The sequence below is a fragment of the Acinetobacter tandoii genome (genome assembly GCF_008867985.1).
Classification (GTDB): domain Bacteria; phylum Pseudomonadota; class Gammaproteobacteria; order Pseudomonadales; family Moraxellaceae; genus Acinetobacter; species Acinetobacter tandoii.
The window spans coordinates 72,544-92,749 of record NZ_VXLD01000001.1; the positions used below are offsets into that span (position 1 = coordinate 72,544).

At 40.2% G+C, this 20,206-nt stretch carries 18 protein-coding genes and 1 tRNA gene; 9 read left to right on the plus strand and 10 right to left on the minus strand.

The genetic code is table 11. From position 1 onward, the window contains the following. Positions 1–53: 53 nt before the first annotated feature. The gene (locus tag F4W09_RS00325; protein ID WP_151503675.1) at positions 54–611 is read right to left on the minus strand and encodes a hypothetical protein; all 558 of its coding nucleotides are present in this window, start codon (positions 609–611) and stop codon (positions 54–56) included. Positions 612–856: 245 nt separating this feature from the next. On the opposite strand from F4W09_RS00325, the gene F4W09_RS00330 reads away from it, so the two are divergent. Next, positions 857–2,356, plus strand: coding sequence for a cation:proton antiporter (locus F4W09_RS00330; RefSeq protein WP_151503676.1), 1,500 nt, complete (start codon positions 857–859; stop codon positions 2,354–2,356). Between the two features lie 33 nt (positions 2,357–2,389). Continuing rightward, on the plus strand, positions 2,390–2,728 hold the full coding sequence (locus tag F4W09_RS00335; protein WP_151503677.1) for an MGMT family protein: 339 nt from the start codon (positions 2,390–2,392) through the stop codon (positions 2,726–2,728). 54 nt (positions 2,729–2,782) lie between these two features. Here F4W09_RS00335 and F4W09_RS00340 read toward each other — a convergent pair whose 3' ends face one another. The 6 genes from F4W09_RS00340 to carA all read right to left on the minus strand — a co-directional run bounded on the left by F4W09_RS00340 (position 2,783) and on the right by carA (position 10,277). Beyond that, complete coding sequence (locus F4W09_RS00340) at positions 2,783–3,223, minus strand: universal stress protein (protein ID WP_016167050.1); 441 nt, start codon at positions 3,221–3,223, stop codon at positions 2,783–2,785. A gap of 336 nt (positions 3,224–3,559) precedes the next feature. Further along, positions 3,560–4,186 (minus strand): CatB-related O-acetyltransferase, encoded by a 627-nt coding sequence (locus F4W09_RS00345; RefSeq protein WP_151503678.1) that lies wholly within the window; start codon positions 4,184–4,186, stop codon positions 3,560–3,562. Positions 4,187–4,241: 55 nt separating this feature from the next. Then, a complete protein-coding gene (locus F4W09_RS00350) occupies positions 4,242–5,114 on the minus strand; it encodes a class I SAM-dependent methyltransferase (RefSeq protein ID WP_151503679.1) in 873 nt (290 codons plus the stop codon). A gap of 201 nt (positions 5,115–5,315) precedes the next feature. After that, positions 5,316–5,792, minus strand: a complete 477-nt coding sequence (gene greA / locus F4W09_RS00355; RefSeq protein WP_016167048.1) for a transcription elongation factor GreA — start codon at positions 5,790–5,792, stop codon at positions 5,316–5,318. A gap of 93 nt (positions 5,793–5,885) precedes the next feature. Then, positions 5,886–9,119 (minus strand): carbamoyl-phosphate synthase large subunit, encoded by a 3,234-nt coding sequence (gene carB / locus F4W09_RS00360; RefSeq protein ID WP_151503680.1) that lies wholly within the window; start codon positions 9,117–9,119, stop codon positions 5,886–5,888. Positions 9,120–9,134: 15 nt separating this feature from the next. Beyond that, positions 9,135–10,277 (minus strand): glutamine-hydrolyzing carbamoyl-phosphate synthase small subunit, encoded by a 1,143-nt coding sequence (carA, locus tag F4W09_RS00365; RefSeq protein WP_151503681.1) that lies wholly within the window; start codon positions 10,275–10,277, stop codon positions 9,135–9,137. Between the two features lie 326 nt (positions 10,278–10,603). On the opposite strand from carA, the gene F4W09_RS00370 reads away from it, so the two are divergent. Next, positions 10,604–11,059: a hypothetical protein gene (locus F4W09_RS00370; protein WP_016167045.1), complete on the plus strand. Its 456-nt coding sequence runs from the start codon at positions 10,604–10,606 to the stop codon at positions 11,057–11,059. 75 nt (positions 11,060–11,134) lie between these two features. Here the strand turns inward: F4W09_RS00370 and F4W09_RS00375 are convergent, their stop codons facing one another. Further along, positions 11,135–11,674, minus strand: a complete 540-nt coding sequence (locus tag F4W09_RS00375; RefSeq protein WP_151503682.1) for a DOMON-like domain-containing protein — start codon at positions 11,672–11,674, stop codon at positions 11,135–11,137. Positions 11,675–11,683: 9 nt separating this feature from the next. Then, positions 11,684–12,007 (minus strand): ribosome assembly RNA-binding protein YhbY, encoded by a 324-nt coding sequence (gene yhbY, locus F4W09_RS00380; RefSeq protein ID WP_016167043.1) that lies wholly within the window; start codon positions 12,005–12,007, stop codon positions 11,684–11,686. Between the two features lie 185 nt (positions 12,008–12,192). On the opposite strand from yhbY, the gene rlmE reads away from it, so the two are divergent. The 5 genes from rlmE (at position 12,193) to F4W09_RS00405 (ending at position 18,028) form a co-directional block, all read left to right on the plus strand. Next, the gene (gene rlmE, locus F4W09_RS00385) at positions 12,193–12,843 is read left to right on the plus strand and encodes a 23S rRNA (uridine(2552)-2'-O)-methyltransferase RlmE (RefSeq protein WP_044737920.1); all 651 of its coding nucleotides are present in this window, start codon (positions 12,193–12,195) and stop codon (positions 12,841–12,843) included. Between the two features lie 136 nt (positions 12,844–12,979). Next, the gene (ftsH, locus tag F4W09_RS00390; protein WP_044737919.1) at positions 12,980–14,869 is read left to right on the plus strand and encodes an ATP-dependent zinc metalloprotease FtsH; all 1,890 of its coding nucleotides are present in this window, start codon (positions 12,980–12,982) and stop codon (positions 14,867–14,869) included. 142 nt (positions 14,870–15,011) lie between these two features. Beyond that, positions 15,012–15,863 carry a dihydropteroate synthase gene (gene folP, locus F4W09_RS00395; RefSeq protein WP_151503683.1) on the plus strand — a complete coding sequence of 284 codons (852 nt, stop codon included), beginning with the start codon at positions 15,012–15,014 and terminating at the stop codon, positions 15,861–15,863. A gap of 135 nt (positions 15,864–15,998) precedes the next feature. Next, the gene (locus F4W09_RS00400) at positions 15,999–17,591 is read left to right on the plus strand and encodes a vWA domain-containing protein (RefSeq protein WP_151503990.1); all 1,593 of its coding nucleotides are present in this window, start codon (positions 15,999–16,001) and stop codon (positions 17,589–17,591) included. Between the two features lie 122 nt (positions 17,592–17,713). After that, positions 17,714–18,028, plus strand: coding sequence for a DUF5713 family protein (locus F4W09_RS00405; protein ID WP_044737916.1), 315 nt, complete (start codon positions 17,714–17,716; stop codon positions 18,026–18,028). Positions 18,029–18,110: 82 nt separating this feature from the next. Here the strand turns inward: F4W09_RS00405 and F4W09_RS00410 are convergent. Next, a tRNA-Leu gene (locus F4W09_RS00410) sits at positions 18,111–18,196 on the minus strand. Between the two features lie 210 nt (positions 18,197–18,406). On the opposite strand from F4W09_RS00410, the gene F4W09_RS00415 reads away from it, so the two are divergent. Then, positions 18,407–20,191: an alkaline phosphatase D family protein gene (locus F4W09_RS00415; RefSeq protein ID WP_151503684.1), complete on the plus strand. Its 1,785-nt coding sequence runs from the start codon at positions 18,407–18,409 to the stop codon at positions 20,189–20,191. Positions 20,192–20,206 lie beyond the last annotated feature (15 nt).

Here is a 20,206-nt window from a genome sequence, read left to right on the forward strand (position 1 = left end):
AGCCATCATCATGATTGAAAAAAGATGGCTGTTTTTGAATACGCAGCTATGGGCTATTTACGAAGAAATTGCTTAAAGTTGCGCAGAATACGGAAGCTGACATACAAAGCAATTAGCGCAAAGATAGCAATCCCGAAGACCACATATTTTAACTGCTGAATGTCTTGTTGGAAGAACGTTTGGATTTGCGCATCAGTATAATTAAAACGGCTGACTTTCTGAGTTTGGCTGTCATGAAATTGAATATGTTGAATATAATGTTGCTGCCCAATTTTTTTTAAACCCAAAGTGTCAATTTGACGTCGATGGGTTTGATTCTCTGCATCGATACACAAGTCTTGTGCATAGTGCTCGCAGCTCATTTTGGCGATAAAGCCTTGGTTGGCGACGAGAATAAAAACAGATTCATCGGGTTTCTGATTATTGGTAACCAATACCAGAGGTTTAGCTCTAGTTGACTTTAGTTCAAACTGTTGCGCTTGAGCCAAAGCTTGAGTCGCATTTTTAATTTCTAATGTTTTGACGATACATGTCCAGACCAATGCCAACGTAATTAAAAAAATACTGGTTGCGAAACATAGGCGAAATACGGTTTTAATGGTCTGGTGCATAAATTAGCCAATCTCCTAAAAGTTTAAAGGGCAAAATAGTGGGAGTCATTTGAATAGGGATTCAATCTAAACGCTTTGTTTAATCCTGTACAAGTTTTATGTTAAAAAAATTTAACGAAACTAGGAGGCTAGCTTTAAAAGACGGTACACTGAAATGTAAAGAATAGTGTTTAAGTCAATATTTAGTTCGCAAATCATTGAGTTCATTCGCTTGATTTTATCTCTTGGTTAGCATCGGAACTCGCATGGGTAATTTTTTATTTCTTCAAATTTTCACGGTTATTTTTGCATTATCAATTGCGACCACGATTTTTAACAAGCGAATTTTAGGTTTTCCACAAGCCATAGGTGTTCCGATTGTCTCCGCAATTTTTGTCTTTATTTTGCAGTGGGGGGCAAGCCTGTTAAATGGTAATCAGTTTATTACCATCAATATTCATAATATTGAAAATGCCGTACGCCACATCGATTTCTATGATTTTCTGATCAACGGGGTGATTTGTTTTATTCTGACCTCTTCTGCTTTGAAGTTCAAAGTGTCTGATTTGCGCAGTTATTGGAAGCCGATCAGTATTTTAGCCAGTATCGCATTGGTACTCTGTGCCGTGTTTTTTGGAGTGGTACTTTATGGCTATCAATTCTTAGTTGGGCAGCATGTCGACCTATTGGTATTGTTGCTTTTGGGTGCAGCCTTAGGTGCAACCGATCCGATTGGAATTAAAGGGGTCCTAAGTTCAGTCCGTGCACCGCACCATTTAATGGTCAAGTTAGAAGGTGAATCCTTATTTAATGATGCTATGTGTATTGCCTTATTCATGACCTTGCTGAATGTGTTACAAGGCGAGCATTTTAGTTTAATCGGTACACTACAAACTTTACTCTATGAAATTGTTGTCGCAATTATTATTGGTTGGGGTTTTGGTCTGGCTATTCTGAGATTGCTTCGTGGCAAACATGAAATGGAATCTCTTATTTTAACGACCGCTTTACTGGCATGTGGATCTTACTTGGTCGCACTTTTTGCACATGCTTCTGCACCAATTGCCTGTGTGTTTGGTGGATTAGTGGTTGGGAATCGTTGGAAAGAAATCCTACAAGAACGTGAAATTCGGGAGGTCAATCACTTTTGGCATACCGTTGAGGGAATTATTAACTCCTTCTTATTTACCTTAATTGGTTTAGAACTCTTTATTCTAGATTTAAGCGTGAGTCTGATTTTGGGTGGCATTATTGCCTTTATTATTCTGCATGCATCACGTTTTGCAGCGAATTATCTTGCCTTTGCTTTTTTCCCAAGTTTCCGACACAAAAGTTATAACGGAAGTTTAGCGATTCTGTCTTGGGGTGGGGTGCGTGGTGGAATTTCACTGGCTTTAATTCTTGCTGTTGCCAATATTCCGCAATTGAGTGAATACAGCAGTATCCTGATTGGATACACTTTTATTAGCGTACTTCTATCGGGTTTGGTCTGTGGATTAGGGCTCCCTGCTGTGATGAATGCTTTTTATTACAATCCGAATGAAGAGACAGAGGGCTTTAAAGGTTGGTATCAGCGTTTGTGCCATAAGATGAACCGTAAAGGTTTTCAGTATATTGTCGGGGAAGATGCGACAGGCAATGAAACCATCACCATTTATAACCCAGATGCCTTTGTTGATGTAAAAGCAGAAGATGGTGTTGCTGCTGTACATAATCCAGAAAAAGTCCAAGAAGTAAAACGACTGGAAAGTCCTGGAAACTTCTAACTTCTCTGTTACGAAGGGGTTATATTGATATCAATGACTCAATCATCTTCAAAAGAATTAGCACAGTTAATTCTGCAAGTGGTTGCCTTAATTCCTTATGGAAAAGTTGCAACCTATGGACAAATTGCCAAGATGGCGGGTTTGCCTAAACATGCTCGTTTGGTTGGGCGTGTATTGCAACAAGTTGAAGATAAGCCCTTGCCTTGGCATCGTGTAATTAATTCACAAGGTAAAATTAGCCTAAGCAAACTGGATGCTCAAGGGGATAATCTTCAAATTATAAAATTACAAGCAGAGAATATTGTTGTGAATGCAGGGAAGATAAATTTGAAGCTCTATCAGTGGGATGGAGAAATTTCTAAAGTTATTTGAAGGGTCTTACATCCAATGCTGAGTATGAATGTAAGACCAAGTTGATGAATCAAATTATTGACGAACCACCAATACAGGTACGCTAGTCTCCCCCAGAATTTTTTGTGCGACACTACCTAAGAAGAATTTTTTCAATCCTGTACGGCCATGTGAACCAATCACGATTAAATCAGCATTGATTTCTTTAGCAGCATTAATAATTTCTTGATGGATCATTTGCCCTTCAAGTAAACGCGTTTCAACATTTAAGCCTTCCGCACTAAATTTAGCTTTGGCATCTTGAAGTGTACCTTCAATTGATGAACGAGCACGTTCAATCAAATCATTGGTCTGTGCCGCAGTAATATATTCGGCAGCAATGTATGGGTCTAAGGCAAGTACTTGAACAACAGTAATTTTACTACCAAATACTTTGGCGAGTTCTGCTGCTTGTTTTACTGCTGCAAAAGAAGTGTCTGAACCGTCAACTGGAACTAAAATATTTTGATAAGCCATCTGTATTACTCCTTGTTTTCATTAAAAACTTTTTAGAAGCTGCTTTATTTGAGAGTTGCGACTCAAAACTATTGTTTATACTTTTATACTAACGCTAATTTTGATTTTATAAAACCTAGTATTTTCATAGGGATAAGGCTTTATAAACCGTCGATTCCATAACTTAACTTAGCATGTTTTTTGCCTAAAAAGTATGCATTGTTGTACTAAAGTCGGGTAAAAATTGTGAGAAAAATGAAATGGCTATTAAAAAGAGAAAAGAAGGGTGCGAAAATTATAGGAATTGTATCTAGGCAGCGAACTTTATTGAAAATTAAGATGCTTGAATTGATTCACTCAACTACTCTTTGAGAGGTATTGTATTAGGGCTTCTACATCATTCGTCTGCAATTGCTCGCGCATTTTTAAAAACTGCTTTTCATCTAAGTCATAAAGTTTGAGGGCAAGCAGTTTTTGAATATCATCTTCTGGAAATCGGTATTTAATAATTTTTGCAGGTACACCACCTACAACCGCATAAGGTGGCACGTCTTTAGTGACTACAGCACCCGTCGCAACCACAGCCCCTTCACCTAGTGTAACCCCTTGCATAATCATGGCACGAGAGCCAATCCAGCAACCATCGCCAATAATAGTATCTCCAGCAGGGACAAAACTACGCGTGTCAAAGGGGAAAGCTGAAATCCAGTCGGTACGATGCAGTTGATTCCCTCCCATCATAATCATGCATTCAGCACCAAAACAGACAAAATTGCCAATATAGAGTTGATCAATTGGTTTTCCGAGCGTAGATGGTTTGTCATGCAAATAACGCACGACACAACGTTCAAAACCTTGGTCCCAATAGGCTGAATAATATGAATAATTCCCTTTGATATGAATATTCGGATTCTTCACGGTTTTTGCGATGAATTCGAATTCGCACCAGTGTTTGACAGGGGAGTTAATCAAAGGTTCAGACATACAATGTATTAGGTTGAAAGAAATGATGTCATTGTATATGACTTACCAGAAATTTCTATGTAATCATGATGCGAAGTAAATGCGTTGCTTGAGTATGTCGTATGCCATCTGCCCGCTGATGAAAGTACCGTTCTGTAATTTCTTTACCAGACAAATCTTCCAATACGATGTATCCCATTTGAAATAAAGCTTGATGCAAATGTTCGGTGTTTAACGCCCCAACAATGGGCTCATTTAAAATATGGGTAAATTTAGATAGGGCAAGTACGCCCACACGTTCTATCCCTTTCAGCGTTGTATAGTCTAGAGAATAGTCCAATACCAATTCGCTATTTGGTGCAGCATAGGAGGCAATATTTTGTAAGGTTGCTAAAGTTATTTCGGGTTTTAAATAGTGTGTAGTACCTAACCAAGAGAAAAAGCCGGTTTGTTTAGACTCAAAGCTGCTGTGCTGTAATGCAGTAGAAATGGCTTCATTCTCAAAATCAATAGGAACAAATTCCACATTGTTTGGAATTTTTCCTAAAAGCCTCAATTTATTAATTTTCAAGGCTTGAGTATCTGGATGATCAAGTTCATAGATTTTTAATTCAGGATAGAGTGCCGCTTGCCGTAACACAAAAGAATCTAATCCAGCACCAATCATGACATATTGTTGTATACCAAGTTCAATGGCTTCTGATAGCCAGTCCTCAGCATAAATGGAACGTCCTGTAACTTGGGCAGTTAATAATCCAAAGCTACGGTTAAATAGTCGTGAATTGAAGGCTTTCATAAACAACGGATTGGAAAGTAAAGTACGCCATCCAGAACTGGTCATTTTCCAAGCATAGGGATCTGAAAAAACAGGATTTGTATTATTCAGATAATGATTAGCACGAATTGCGGCTGCAGCTTCGGCAGTTTTACTCGCGTGTCCAGTTTTCATATTTTTGATAGTCTTAATTTTTTATTGGGTTTACTTTAAAGGAATGGGCTAAATCTACAATAGTCATTAAGCTCCTTGAACTGGCAATTTTGCTCATTTTGTATTGGAGCTGATTGCACATACCGAGATTTTAGATATTCATGGTCTTAGTTTATGAAAAAGCCCCTCAAAAGAGGGGCTTGAATCGCTAATTACATAAAATTAGAGATATTCAACGCTCACAATTTCGTATTCAACTTCGCCATTTGGTGTTTGAATCTTTGCTTCGTCGCCTTCACTTTTACCTAAAAGACCACGTGCAATTGGAGAATTGACAGAAATCTTATTAATTTTGAAATCTGCTTCGTCATCACCCACGATCATATACGTCTTTTGTTCTTCGGTATCTAAGTTTTCAATCGTCACCGTTACACCAAAAACAACACGACCATTTTGTTCAAGTTCTTTTACATCAATAACTTGAGCTGCACCCAATTTACCTTCGATGTCTTGGATACGACCTTCACAGAAACCTTGTTGCTCACGTGCAGCATGGTATTCCGCGTTTTCTTTTAAATCCCCATGTTCACGTGCTTCAGCAATGGCTGCTGTAATACGTGGACGTTCAATACTTTTTAATTGATGTAATTCTTTCTCTAAGGCTTCTTTGCCTTGGGGAGTCATAGGATAACGTTGCATTGTTGTCCCTCAAGTTTGTGAGTGTAAAAAATACAGGTTTATAAATGAAAAAAGCCCGCCACCGATAAGGTGACGGGACTTATCGGAAACGAATTAAACTACGGTTTGTAAATCTTGCAAACGGTATACATCCATTGGTAATTGGATTCCAAATGCTTGGCAAACTGCTTCAGCACCGTTAATGGTGGTTGTGTAATACACTTTACCTTGTAACGCAGCGCGACGGATCATTGCTGAGTCATACTGAGCACGTTTGCCCTCAGTGGTATTGACAATAAGGTGTATTTCACCATTTTTCAAGCGGTCTACAATGTGCGGACGGCCTTCGGTGACTTTATTTACACGTTCACATGTTAAACCTGCTTGGCTAAGTACATCATGTGTACCACCAGTAGCTACAAGTTTGAAGCCGAAAGAAACAAGCTTCTTCGCAATATCAACAATGTATTTCTTGTCAGATTCACGTACAGACAAGAATGCGTGTTTAACTTCGCCTTCTGTTGGTAAACCTGGTAAGCGTTCATTTGAACCAAGCACTGCTTTGTAGAATGCTTCACCAAATGTTTTACCTACACCCATCACTTCACCTGTAGATTTCATCTCAGGGCCAAGCATTGGGTCTACGCCAGGGAATTTAGCAAATGGGAAAACTGCTTCTTTTACAGCAAAGTGAGTCGGAATAATCTCTTTAGTGAAACCTTGAGATTCTAAAGACTGACCCGCCATACAACGTGCAGCAACTTTTGCCAAAGATTCGCCAATACATTTTGATACGAATGGAACTGTACGTGAAGCACGTGGGTTAACTTCAAGAACGTAAACATCATCGCCTTTAACTGCGAACTGAACGTTCATCAAACCAACCACACCAAGTTCTTTTGCCATCGCAACAGTTTGACGACGCATTTCATCCTGAATTTCTTTAGATAAAGAATAAGGAGGAATTGAACATGCAGAGTCACCTGAGTGAATACCCGCTTGTTCGATGTGCTGCATGATACCGCCGATTACAACGTCTTTACCATCAGATACACAGTCAACATCAACTTCAGTTGCGTCATCTAGGAAACGGTCAAGAAGAACAGGGGCTTCGTTCGATGCCTGTACTGCTTCACGAAGGTAACGTTTAAGTTCTTCTTCGTTGTATACGATTTCCATTGCACGGCCACCCAATACATAAGATGGGCGAACAACCAACGGATAACCTACTTTCGCAGCTTCAGAGATACCTTCTTCAGCAGATTTTACAATGCTGTTGTTTGGTTGACGAAGCTGTAAACGTTGGATCATTTGCTGGAAACGTTCACGGTCTTCTGCACGGTCAATAGCATCTGGAGATGTACCGATAATTGGAGCACCCGCTTCTTCTAAAGCACGCGCCAATTTCAACGGAGTTTGACCGCCGTACTGAACGATAATGCCTTTTGGCTTTTCAGTGCGAACGATTTCTAATACATCTTCAAGTGTAATCGGTTCGAAGTACAAGCGATCAGACGTGTCATAGTCAGTTGAAACCGTTTCAGGGTTACAGTTCACCATAATTGTTTCGTAACCGTCTTCACGCATGGCTAAAGCAGCGTGTACACAGCAGTAGTCAAACTCAATACCTTGACCAATACGGTTAGGACCACCACCGATGACCATGATTTTGTCTTTAGTTGACGGGTTTGCTTCACACTCTTCGTCATAAGTTGAGTACATGTAGGCTGTATCAGATTCGAATTCAGCGGCACATGTATCTACACGTTTGTAAACTGGAGTTACGCCCAAGTTCCAACGATGCTTACGGAATTGCTTTTGTGAAATACCCATCAAGTTTGCAATACGAAGGTCAGATAAACCTTTACGTTTGAATGAACGGATGTTTTCAGCAGTTAAGTCACCAAAACCTAAAGTTTTAATTTCATTTTCAGTTTTGATGATGTCTTCGATTTGAATCAAGAACCATTTGTCAATTTTGGTTGCTTCAAACACTTCATCTAAAGTGAAGCCGTGACGGAATGCATCCGCAACGTACCAAATACGCTCTGGACCCGGAACTTTAAGTTCAACCAGAATCTTTTCGCGCGCACCTTCAGCACCGATTTCGATTTTCTCATCGAAACCACAAACACCAACTTCTAAACCGCGAAGTGCTTTGTTCATCGATTCTTGGAAGTTACGGCCAATCGCCATGACTTCACCCACAGATTTCATCTGTGTCGTCAATACTGGTTCAGCTTGTGGGAATTTTTCGAAGTTGAAACGTGGAATCTTAGTAACAACGTAGTCAATCGCAGGTTCGAATGATGCAGGAGTTGTACCGCCAGTGATGTCATTTTTCAATTCATCAAGGGTATAACCTACAGCAAGTTTTGCTGCAATCTTTGCAATTGGGAAACCAGTTGCTTTAGACGCCAACGCAGAAGAACGAGATACACGTGGGTTCATCTCGATGATCACCATACGACCATCTTTCGGGTTAATACCGAACTGAACGTTAGAACCACCTGTTTCCACACCAATTTCACGTAAAACTGCTAAAGAAGCATTACGCATCAATTGGTATTCTTTGTCCGTTAGAGTTTGTGCAGGAGCAACAGTGATTGAGTCACCTGTGTGCACGCCCATTGGGTCAAAGTTTTCAATCGAACATACGATGATACAGTTGTCATTTTTGTCACGAACAACTTCCATTTCGTACTCTTTCCAACCAATTAAAGATTCATCAATCAATAATTGTTTAGTTGGAGAAAGATCGAAACCACGTTCGCAAATTTCGATGAATTCTTCTTTGTTGTAGGCGATACCACCACCTGAACCACCCATCGTGAATGATGGACGGATAATCACTGGGAAGCCAAAGCGTGCTTGAATTTCTAAAGCTTGTTCCATTGACTCAGCAATGTCAGCTTTTGGACATTCCAATCCAATTTTACGCATCGCGATATCGAAAAGTTTACGGTCTTCCGCTTTTTCAATCGCTTCTTTGGTTGCACCAATCAATTCAACATTGAATTTTTCTAAAATGCCATGCTCATCTAGTGCAAGAGCACAGTTCAATGCAGTTTGACCACCCATGGTCGGAAGAACAGCATCTGGGCGTTCTTTCTCAATGATCTGTGCAACAGTTTGCCAAGTGATCGGCTCGATATAAGTTGCATCTGCCATTGAAGGATCGGTCATAATGGTTGCTGGGTTAGAGTTCACCAAAATAACGCGGTAGCCTTCTTCACGAAGGGCTTTACATGCTTGCGCACCTGAGTAGTCAAACTCACAGGCTTGACCAATCACAATTGGACCAGCACCAATAATTAAGATGCTTTTAATATCCGTACGTTTAGGCATTATTTCGCTCCTTAATTACTTCTTAGATGCTTCAATAAGTTCGATGAAATGATCGAACAATGGGGCACAGTCATGTGGACCTGGGCTTGCTTCAGGGTGACCTTGGAAGCTGAACGCTGGTTTGTCTAAACGATGGATACCTTGTAAGGTTTGGTCGAATAAAGACTTGTGCGTAGCTTTCAGGTTTGCAGGTAGAGTTTCTGCATCAACTGCGAAGCCGTGGTTCTGAGAAGTAATCATCACAGTACCATCTTCAATGTTCTGTACTGGATGGTTTGCACCGTGGTGACCATGTGGCATTTTTACCGTTTTAGCGCCAGAAGCGAGTGCAAGAATTTGGTGACCCAAGCAAATACCAAATACAGGTACGTTGCGAGCATCCTCTATAATTGTTTTTACAGCTTCAATAGCGTAGTCACATGCAGCAGGATCGCCAGGACCATTTGATAAGAACACGCCATCTGGATTTAACGCGAGTACTTTCTCTGCAGGAGTCTGTGCAGGAACAACAGTGAGTTTGCAACCGCGGTCTGCAAGCATACGCAAGATGTTGGTTTTGACACCGTAGTCGTATGCAACAACATGAAATTTGTGTTCAGGTTGAGTAAAGCCTTGACCTAGAACCCAAGAACCTTCAGTCCATTCGAACCCTTCAGGATCACAGCACTCTTTAGCAAGATCTAAACCATTTAAGCCACCGAATGCACGAGCTTTTGCTAAAGCTTCTTCTTCAGTAATATTTTCGCCAGCTAGAATACAACCATTCTGCGCACCTTTGGCACGCAAGATACGTGTTAATTTACGTGTATCAATATCTGCAATTGCAACGACATTGTGCTCTATCAGGTATTCACCAAGAGATTGTTCTGCACGGAAGTTGCTATGCAATAAAGGTAAGTCACGGATAATTAAACCGTTTGCCCACACTTTATGAATACGGCCAGACTCTGCATCTTCAGAGTTACAACCTGTATTACCGATATGCGGATAAGTTAATGTCACAAGTTGTTGTGCATAACTTGGATCGGTCAAAATTTCTTGATAGCCAGTCATGGCTGTGTTGAAAACGACTTCACCAGTCGTACTTCCCGTTGCACCGATAGAGGTACCTTTAAAGATTGTACCGTCGGCGAGGGCTAAAATGGCGGGGATGCTCAAACCAAAGCTCCTGAACTAAAACCACAAAAAATAGGGCTGTAAAAAAGCGAGTAGACGAAAAAAAAGGAAGGCCGTAAAAAAACCTATCCTCCCTTGCGTCTGCTCGCTTGTAACTTAACAGCGCATTATACGCACCAACTGTGAAAAAGTCCACGTCAAAACGAAATAATAAAAAGATAAAAGGCTTGTTTTTATTCAAAAGCTGTTTTGTTGAGCAAAATAAAAAATGTAAGCAATTAAGAATTGTCTGACAAATCAAGATTTAAATTTGATCAACACCAGTTAAGCTTGCAGTCTTCTCACTAAATAAGAATAGGTTGTGTATTATGACAGCAGAAAAAAAACCAACAGAAGCTACAGAATCACTTAAAGAAGTTGTGTCTGAAAGTTCAGAAAAACTTGAGAAAGTAGCAAAACAGGCCAAACAACAAGTAACGGAAGCGGTCGTTGAGACTCAAGAGAAAGTGACCGAGGAAGCGAAGCAATTAAACGCAACGGTGCAAGACCAAATTCGTCAACTCAAAGAAGATGTATTACAGCGCATTGAAAGTTTAAAATCACAATTAAATTTGTCGCAGAAAGATTTAACAGATTTAAAAGACTTTGTGAAAACGGAAGTCAACGCCGTGATTGAAGATTTGAGTAAATTTGGTAAAGAGTTAAAGGATGATGTGAGTCAGATTTCGGTTAAGCACAAAGATCAACTCACTGAAACTTTTAAACGTTCTAAAGAGCACACGCTTGAGGCTTGGAACAAAGTATCAAGTAAAGATGTGTCTTGAGCGCGTGTTCGTAAATAAAAGTGTTTAAGGTACAATCTTCACCTCTCCTTGTAAAAGGAGAGGAGTTGAACTGCTTTAGAACAGATGAAGCCAATCACGTTTATTGTGGAAATCAGCATTTGGACTGCTATGCTGCATGGCGTAGAACTGTTCACCTTGGGTGGTGTTCAGTACAGCCGTCAAACCAATAAATAAGTCAGACCATTTCAATTTATACTTCAGCATAAATTCTGTTAAATCTAAACTTACATTCAGTCCATAGTGCGTACGCTTAAGTTGATTTAATTCGATATCATACGCAGCAAGTGGCGGCATCTCTTCAGGATAACGATATTCTTCAAATTGATAAACTTGCCATGCTTGAGAAGGTGATAAATTGATTTCACGATAAAAATCTTCGTGTTTCACACCAATGAAAATCTCAAAGCAGGTATTTTCCCAAAGAAAATCCTGACGAGGATGAGCAGCAACCAATGCAGGCCACTCAATCCACTGGTTCGGGTCTCGAATCCAAAAACCGACATTCAGTGTAAAAGGGCTGACTTGTTCAATCGCGCCGACCACTGAAATCGCTTGGAAGCGGCGATCAAATGCACTGAGCTCGTAGCTTGCCATAAATTGAAATTACTTAGATAAATGTGCGTGGCGAACAAGGTTCGAAAGTTTTGGATTTTGTTGCTTTGCTTTTTTATAAAGCAGGGCAATTTTACCAATCGTTTGCACGACTTCAGCGCCTGTCACTTCCGAGATTTCAGCAATAACAGCTACACGTGCTTCACGATCTTCACCAGCAATTTTGACTTTGATAAGTTCGTGATCATTTAATGCACGGTTAGTTTCCTCAACGACATTTTCAGTCAAACCTTGCCCACCAATCATTACTACAGGATTAAGGGCATGACCAATTTGACGTAAACGCTTGCGTTCCTGAATAGATAAAGCCGCCATGAAAGATAACCTAATTTTAAAAACGACCTAGTATAGCAAAATTGAGTTGAAGCGGTTGAAATAATCGATCTTGTTGATTGAAAAAAACAGCAGGATAAAGTCGATTTAGATACAGATGTATACTGCAAGCACTTGGTTTTTCACGTACAATAAAAAATTAGAAGTTTTTATACACATAGAGAGTTATGGCAACACGCATTACCAACCAAAAATTATCCAAAAGTAGTCGTGCGTGGATGAGAGAACATCTTGATGATCCCTTTGTGAAAAAAGCACAAAAGGAAGGTTATCGAGCGCGAGCTGCTTATAAGTTATTGGAAATTCAAGAAAAATATAAAATTATTAAGCCCGGTATGACTGTGGTGGATTTGGGGGCTGCTCCTGGAAGTTGGTCTCAAATCGCTGGAAAACTGGTCGGTGACAAAGGTTTAGTCATTGCATCGGATATTTTAGAAATGGATGCTTTACCAGATGTAACTTTTTTACAAGGTGACTTTCGTGAGGAAGAAGTCTTCGAAAAATTGTTAAATATTTTAAATGGGCGTGTTGTTGATGTTGTAATTTCTGATATGGCCCCCAATACATCTGGTAATAGAGCTGTAGATCAACCTCGTCAAATCTACCTTTGTGAGCTTGCATTAGATTTTGCCAATAAGGTTTTAGGACCAAATGGGCAGTTTGTGGTGAAAGTTTTCCAAGGCTCAGGCTTTGACGAATTCCGTAAACAAGTGGTCGATAGTTTTGACGTGTTGAAGACGGCTAAGCCAGCTGCATCACGTGCTCGTTCGAAAGAAGTTTTTTTAATCGGCCAAGGGCGCAAGAAGGCTTTGAAATAAAGTTTACTTGCCAACGCGTTAAAAATTGTGCATTTTGTACTTTTTTACATTATTGAACAGCTGGGTTTACAGCTTACATTATTAAGGTCACCCATCCTTGGGCATGATCAAATTAGATTGATATGGGAATAAAGCTTTGAGCGATCTCTTCAAGAATGCCGTCTTGTGGCTCATTATACTCGGTGTGCTGATTTTGATTTTCAGTAACATCAGTGACCGTGATAAGCCAACTGCAATGAACTATTCAGAGTTCGTTACAGCGGTGAATGCTGGTCAAATTAAGCAAGTCACAATTGATGGTGAAAGAATTAGTGGCACTAAATCAAATGGATCTGAATTTGAAAGTATCCGTCCAGCGGTGCAAGATCCTGAATTGATGCCTAGCCTGATTAAAAACAATGTTGTCGTTGAAGGAACTGCACCACAACGTCAAGGTGTGTTGATGCAACTTCTGATTGCAAGCTTTCCTGTCCTTTTAATCATTTTGTTATTCATGTTCTTTATGCGCAACATGGGTGGCGGAGCAGGTGGTAAAAACGGCCCAATGAGTTTTGGCAAGTCAAAAGCAAAAATGCTTTCTGAAGACCAAATTAAAATTACATTTACGGATGTAGCAGGCTGTGATGAAGCAAAGCAAGAAGTGGTTGAAATTGTAGACTTCTTGAAAGATCCTGCGAAGTTTAAACGTCTAGGTGCAACCATTCCAAAAGGCGTTTTAATGGTGGGTCCACCGGGTACGGGTAAAACTTTACTTGCAAAAGCGATTGCGGGTGAAGCAAAAGTTCCATTCTTTAGTATTTCTGGTTCTGACTTCGTTGAGATGTTCGTGGGTGTTGGTGCATCACGTGTCCGTGATATGTTCGAACAAGCGAAACGTCATGCGCCATGTATCATTTTCATTGATGAGATTGATGCCGTAGGTCGTCATCGTGGTTCGGGTACAGGTGGTGGTCACGACGAACGTGAACAAACCTTGAACCAGATGTTGGTCGAGATGGATGGCTTTGAAGGTAATGAAGGTATTATCGTTATTGCTGCAACGAACCGTGCAGATGTATTAGATAAAGCTTTACTACGACCTGGTCGTTTTGACCGTCAAGTCATGGTGGGTCTTCCAGATATTAAAGGTCGTGAGCAAATATTAAATGTTCACTTGAAAAAATTACCTTCTGTGACTGGTGTAGATCTAAAAGTTCTTGCACGTGGTACGCCAGGTTTCTCTGGTGCACAATTGGCAAATTTGGTGAATGAGGCTGCATTGTTTGCTGCTCGCCGTAATAAAAATACGGTTGATATGCATGACTTTGAAGATGCGAAAGATAAAATTTACATGGGACCAGAGCGTAAATCGATGGTTCTTCGTGAAGAAGAGCGTCGTGCAACGGCTTACCATGAAGCTGGTCATGCCATTGTTGCTGAAATTTTGCCAGGTACAGACCCTGTTCATAAAGTCACAATTATGCCACGAGGTTGGGCATTGGGTGTAACTTGGCAGTTGCCTGAACAAGACCAAATTAGCCACTATAAAGATAAGATGCTGAATGAACTTTCAATCTTGTTTGGTGGTCGTATTGCTGAAGAAATTTTTATTAACCAACAATCTACTGGTGCTTCGAACGACTTCGAGCGTGCAACTAAAATGGCACGTGCGATGGTGACCAAATATGGTATGTCGGACAAGCTTGGTGTGATGGTTTATGAAGATGAAAACCAAAACGGTTTCTTTGGTAATGTTGGTAGCCGTACCATTTCTGAAGCTACACAGCAAAAAGTAGATGAAGAAGTACGTCGTATTTTGGATGAGCAGTACCGTGTAGCACGTGAAGTCTTAGAAAATCACAAAGATATTGCACATGCTATGGTAAAAGCTTTGATGGAATGGGAAACCATTGATCGTGAACAAATCCGTGACATTATGGAAGGTCGTGAACCACAACCACCAAAAGTGTATGTTGCTGAGAACCCAGTGATTGATGTGACGCCAACCAATGGTCCATCTACTCCACCACCATTACCAGCAAGCTAATTTTAAAAGTTAATAAAAAAGAGTCTCTATTAAGAGGCTCTTTTTTTGTGCTGCTGTTTTGAATGGAGTTTAACTTAAAACTTTTCAGCCAGAGATCCCCCTGAATTGTTACACTAGGAATACTTGTTTCTGGAGTGTCTTCATGCAACTTATGCCCTTGCCAAATCGCGTTTTAACCTGTGGTCGTTTAAGTTTAGATTTGTCTATACCAAGGGTAATGGGTATTTTGAATGTGACACCTGATTCTTTTAGTGATGGTGGGTTGCACAATACCAAGGATGCAGCCGTAGCACGTGCATTACAGATGATCACTGAGGGTGCGACTGTAATTGATGTGGGTGGGGAATCTACCCGTCCAGGCGCAGCAATCGTTGATGTGGGTGAAGAAATTCATCGAGTGATTCCTGTAGTGGAAGCACTTGCACAACATGATGTGATCATTTCTATTGATACTTCAGCACCAGAGGTCATTCGTGCAGCTGTAGCAGCAGGTGCCCATATTTGGAATGATGTGCGGGCATTAACTCGCCCTCAAGCTCTTCAAACTGCTGCTGAGCTCAATATACCAATTATTATTATGCACATGCGCGGTGAGCCAACCACCATGAATAATTTAGACCAATACCAAAATGTCACGGAAGATGTGATGGCTGAATTACAGCAAAGGATTGATGATGCATTGGCTGCTGGAGTGAAGCCTGAGCATATTTTGATTGATCCAGGTTTTGGTTTTGCTAAAAATGCCCAGCAAAACCTTAAATTGCTCAAGGAGTTTTGGAAGTTGAATGCTATGGGTTATCCAATTCTCTCTGCGTTGTCACGTAAACGTTTTATTGGTGAAGCATTAGGAGGAGCTGATGCAGGGCAACGAGCAATAGGTTCAGTCGCTGCACATTTACTTAGCATTCAGCAAGGCGCATGTATGGTGCGTGCACATGATGTTAAAGCGATGTCGGATGCAATTAAAGTGTGGCAAGCTATGCAATTGGCTTAGTTGTTGATTGAATTTTTCAAAGAAATAAAAGGGTTATTGCTTTAATCTTTTTGGGTTGTCACGCAGTAAGTGTGTGCTGTAAAGATGTAGATGAGTTTGTTAAATACTTGAAAATAAAATAACACGGGAATAATGATGATTGTGAAACCGAAATTGTTGGTTGTGAGCCTGAGTGGTTTATTGTTGGTGGCTTGTGGGAAAATGCCTGCTCAACAGATGTCTATGGGCAAAATGGCAGCTGTGGAAGTGGGAATGCCAGCACCCTCAATGGTAAATGCTTATGAAAGTATGCCTCAACCTATTGAGAATACTGAAAACTATCAAAAAATAGAAACCAATCCAGTATATGTTGTTGCACAACAGCCCGTCTCTACCTTTAGTGTTGATGTGGATACGGGGAGTTACAGCAATGTAAGGCGGTTTTTAACGCTTGAGGGTCAGTTGCCCCCTGTAGATGCAGTTCGGATTGAGGAAATGGTGAATTATTTCAACTATGATTATCCCAATCCTACAGGACAGCATCCATTTTCTGTAAATACTGAGGTTGTGAATTCGCCATGGCAGCCAAATGCTAAGATTATAAAAATTGGTATTAAAGCCAAAGACTTGGAAATGAAACAATTACCAGCTGCTAATTTAGTATTTTTGGTGGATGTTTCGGGAAGTATGGATGCGGAAAATAAACTGCCTTTGGTCAAAAAGACCCTAACTTTACTCACTGAGCAATTGCGCCCACAAGATAAAGTCACCATTGTAACCTATGCGAGTGGTGAAGATTTGGCATTGGCACCAACTTCTGGTGCAGACAAGGATAAAATTTTAAAAGTTATTCATCGATTAAAAGCGGGTGGAGCTACTTCGGGCGAGCGAGCAATTCAATTGGCCTATGAACAAGCACAAAAATCTTATATTCAGGGCGGCATTAACCGAATTCTGATTGCAACTGATGGGGATTTTAATGTTGGCATTACCGATTTTGAAACCTTAAAAGGAATGATCGCTGAGAAACGGCAATCAGGGATTTCTTTCTCTGCCTTTGGTTTTGGAACAGGCAATTATGATGAACAGTTGATGGAACAATTGGCTGATGCGGGCGATGGTAACTATAGTTATATTGATAATGAGCGTGAAGCAAAAAAAGTATTACAGCGACAACTGAGTTCAACATTGGCAACGGTTGCTCAAGATGTAAAAATCCAAGTCGAGTTTAACCCTGCTACAGTTAAGGAATACCGTTTAATTGGTTACGAGAATCGTGTATTAAATAATGAAGATTTTAATAATGATCGTGTTGATGCGGGTGACATCGGTGCAGGGCATACGGTCACAGCCCTATACGAAGTTATTCCTGTAGGTCAGAAAGGTTGGCTAAGTGAATCACGCTATCAAGCACCAAGTAATTCATCTAAAGCCAATAAACAAGAATACGCTTATGTGAATGTGCGTTATAAACAACCACAAAAAAGTCAAAGTGTTTTATTGAGTCAACCTGTACCCGCACGCAGTGTGGCATTAGCACAGGCATCTTCAGATACGCGTTTTGCTATTGCGGTTGCATCTTATGCTCAACAGTTACGTGGTGGGCAATATAATGCCAATATGAAGTGGGATGATATTTTAAAATTAGCTCAAAGTGCGACTTTACCAGATGAATTTGGCCTACGTGCCGAATTTATAGACTTGGTGAAAGCGGCAAAAAGCTTAAGTGCTGAGTCTGTAAAACCCTAAGTATTCACGTTATTTTCTTATTAAGATAACTGGGCGGTATTTATACTGCCCATTTTTTATTTGGTAAATGTTCATCTTTATGCTATATAGGCTCGCGTTTATAAGTAGTTTTGAGTGGCTGTATGTTTGCAGATTTACTTCTCCCAATGTTTGATGATGATTATTACCCAGATGTATTGGTGGCTGAAGTACAACAATGCATTGTGCAATTTGCTAAGAAAGTCGCAAAGGTTAAAGAAAGCACAGCTGAAATTTATCGTTTTGCTAATGAAACAGTTTTGGCAATTAATGAAATGAAGCCACAATTTGAAGATTTAGATTCATCGTTAGATGATACTGCTGCGGATTATATTGCTGAGGCGATGATGATGGTGGTGCAGGAGCACGGTCATTTCGATATAGAAATGGAAGAGTTGATTGTAAATAGAGAGTGGTAACACTCTCTATTTATTTATTTTAGATATAAAAAAACCAGCTTTCGCTGGATTTTTTATTACACCATTTTAAGAAGTATTAAAATGGTGCCCGGGGCCGGACTCGAACCGGCACGCTTTGAGGGCGGGGGATTTTAAATCCCCTGTGTCTACCTATTTCACCACCCGGGCATGAGCGCAATAATAGAGTACGAATTTATTCTTTGCAAGACTATTTCTTTGTATTTGCTTTATTTTCAGACAATTCAGAAGCTTGTGCTCAAAAAAATCACAATTTCAACGCCAATCTAGTTTTTATTGTCATCATATGTTCATGTAATTGAGATCATCATTAAATAATTATTGCCTATTTTTAACTCACGTTTGTAGTGGATTAAAAAAATGACAAATACTTTAACGCGCCGTGAACTCATTCAAAAAACTTTAGCGGGTTTTGGTGCAGTCTCTTTACCTATTTCGCTCACCGCATGTGGTGATGACTCGGATGATTCTTCAGGTTCGGGTGTGAGCGTTCAATTTGAGCATGGTGTGGCCAGTGGTGACCCTTTACAAGACCGCGTCATTATTTGGACGCGTGCTACACCTAGTGATGTGCAAGCCCGCTTAGAAATTGTTTGGGAAGTTGCTTTAGATGCACAATTTACTCAAATTAAAACCTCAGGAAAAGTACAAACCAGCCCAGCACAAGATTTTACTGTAAAAGTAGATGTTACTGGCTTACACGCACAGCAGCGCTATTTCTATCGTTTCCGCTTTGGGCAGACGGTTTCACCGATTGGGCAAACCAAAACCTTGCCGTTGCAAACCAATCAGGTGAAATTAGCCGTCTGTTCCTGTTCAAATTATCCTGCTGGCTATTTTTACGTTTATCGTGAAATGGCTAAACAAGATATTGATGTGGTGCTGCATCTGGGGGACTATATTTATGAATATGGTCAAAATGGTTATGCGACAGAAGATTCGGAAAAGTTAGGACGCTTACTGGCAGCAGATAATCAGCAAGAAGTATTGAGCTTGGAAGATTATCGCAAACGTTATGCTTTGTATCGTCAAGATGCGGATTTACAAGCATTACATCAGAGACATCCTTTTATTGTGATTTGGGATGACCATGAGCTAGCTAATGATACGTGGCGTAATGGAGCAGAAAATCATACTGAGGCAACAGCTCAGGCACAAAATGAAGGTAAGTTCTCAGAGCGTAAGCTGGCGGCATTACAAGCCTATTTTGAGTGGATGCCTATTCGTCCTGTTTCAGAGGATGATCATTTACATATCTATCGTCAGTTTAATTTTGGTTCATTGGTACAGCTCACCATGTTGGACACTCGAATTATTGCGCGTGATCAGCAATTGGATTATGCCAATTATATGACGGCGCAGGGCTTAAATACGGTGCAGTTTCAGCAAGATTTGTTAGCACAAGACCGAACTTTGCTTGGCTATGAGCAGCGTGATTGGTTGTTGCAGAAAATGATGCAAAGCAATGCGCAGTGGAACGTATTGGGGCAACAAATTTTAATGTCAAAGATGTTTATTCCTGCTGAGTTGCTTTTATCTTTGGCGGAAATTACCAGTGGTTCAGTTAGTGCTGAAACGCTTACAAAAATGAATGTGCAAATTACAGAGTTAGTGAGCATTAAATTGCGTGCACAAGCAGGTGATCCTACATTAACCGATTTGGAAAAGGCGCGGGTAAATACACTAGCACCTTATAATTTGGATGCATGGGATGGTTATTTTTATGAACGAGAAGTGTTGTATACCACACTTAAAGCATTAAATAAGAAAGTAGTAGTTTTGGCGGGGGATACACATAATGCTTGGTATTCTAAATTACTGAGCAAGGATCAAGATGTGGTTGGTGTCGAATTGGCGACGAGTTCTGTTTCTTCACCTGGCTTGGAAAAATATTTAAGTATTCCTTTGGCACAATTGCAGCAATTTGAATATGCCTTTCAAACACTGATTAACGATTTAGCTTATTGTAATTTGAATCAGCGCGGCTATCTATTGGTGAGTTTTACTGAACAGAACATGCAAGCTGATTGGATCTTTGTTGATAGTATCAAGCAAAAAAGTTATGTGGTTGATGAAACCAGGGGATATCAGTTGATATTCAATGCACAGCTACAAGTGCTAGAATCATTACCACAATCGGCTTAAATGAAATGATAAAAA